Annotated in this window: 2 pseudogenes; one reads left to right on the plus strand and one right to left on the minus strand. The window is 73.4% G+C overall.

Going from position 1 to position 1,475, the window contains the following annotated elements:
* Positions 1-55: 55 nt before the first annotated feature.
* A pseudogene (locus A9X05_RS30030) lies at positions 56-379 on the plus strand (hypothetical protein); the annotation flags it as partial.
* Here the strand turns inward: A9X05_RS30030 and A9X05_RS21250 are convergent.
* Positions 353-1,475: pseudogene (locus tag A9X05_RS21250) on the minus strand (helicase-related protein); the annotation flags it as partial. The pseudogenes A9X05_RS30030 and A9X05_RS21250 sit on opposite strands and share 27 nt — an antisense overlap.

Here is a 1,475-nt window from a genome sequence, read left to right on the forward strand (position 1 = left end):
CCGCGACGAGCTGGGCGACTGGCGGGTGATCCTGCACTCGCCGTACGGGCTGCGGGTGAACGGCCCGCTGGCGCTGGCGGTGGGCCGCCGGCTGCGGGAACGCTACGGCCTGGACGAGAAGCCGACCGCCTCCGACGACGGCATCGTGGTGCGGTTGCCGGACATGTTGTCTGACAACGGCGACAACCCGCCCGGCGCCGACCTCTTCGTCTTCGACGCCGACGAGATCGACCCGATCGTCACGGCCGAGGTGGGCGGTTCGGCGCTGTTCGCGTCGCGGTTCCGGGAGTGCGCGGCCCGCGCGCTGCTGTTGCCGCGCCGGCATCCGGGCAAGCGATCGCCGCTGTGGCACCAGCGCCAGCGGGCCGTTCACCCGCAGCCCGTACGGCGAGTGCAGGATCACCCGCCAGTCGCCCAGCTCGTCGCGGAACCGCTCGACCAGCAAGGTGGTGTCGGTGGGCACCACCCCGGCCGCGGTGCGCTGCTCGTCCAGCAGCGCCCACATGTTGTCGGTCGCGTAAGCGTCGAAACCCAGGCCGGCGCACCGGGCGTCGAAGGCGTCGCGGTCCAGTCCCGCCAGCTCGCCGGTGAACGCGCCCAGCGCGGCGCCCAGCTCCGCCGGACGGCCCGCGTCGTCGCCGCGCCAGAACGGCAACCGGGCCGGCTGGCCCGGCGCGGGAATCACCAGCACCCGGTCGTGGGTGATCTCGGTGATCCGCCAGCTGGTGGCGCCCAGCGAGATCACGTCACCGGGCCGGGACTCGTACACCATCTCCTCGTCCAGTTCGCCCACCCGCGACGGCTTCTCCGCCTCGCTGGCGAGGTAGACCGTGAACATGCCGCGATCGGGGATGGCGCCGCCGGAGGTGACGGCCAGCCGCTGCGCGCCGGGCCGCGCGGTCAGCGTGCCGGTGTCGCGGTCGTAGACCAGCCGGGGCCGCAGCTCGGCGAACTCGGTGGACGGGTACTTGCCCGACAGCAGGTCGAGGGTGGCCTCGTACACGCTGCGGGGCAGCGTCACGAACGGGGCGCTGCGGCGCACCGTGTCGAACCACCGGTCGGCGTCCAGCGGCTCCAGCGCCGCCGCCGCGACCGTCTGCTGCGCGAGGATGTCGAGCGGGTTGGCCGGCACCCGCATCGTCTCGATCTCGCCGGACAGCATCCGCTGCACCGTCACCGCGCAGCCGATCAGATCCGTGCGGTGCTTGGGGAACAGCGCGCCCTGGGACACCTCGCCGACCTGGTGGCCGGCCCGCCCGATGCGTTGCAGGCCGCTGGCCACCGACGGCGGCGCCTCGACCTGGATCACCAGGTCGACCGCGCCCATGTCGATGCCGAGCTCCAGGCTCGACGTCGCGACCACGGCCTTGAGCAGGCCGCGCTTGAGGTCCTCTTCGACCAGGGCGCGCTGTTCCTTGCTGACCGAGCCGTGGTGGGCGCGCGCCAACAGCGGCTCGGCGCCGTAGGTCTGGCCG

This window comes from Mycobacterium sp. E3298 (assembly GCF_001666895.1).
GTDB lineage: Bacteria > Actinomycetota > Actinomycetes > Mycobacteriales > Mycobacteriaceae > Mycobacterium.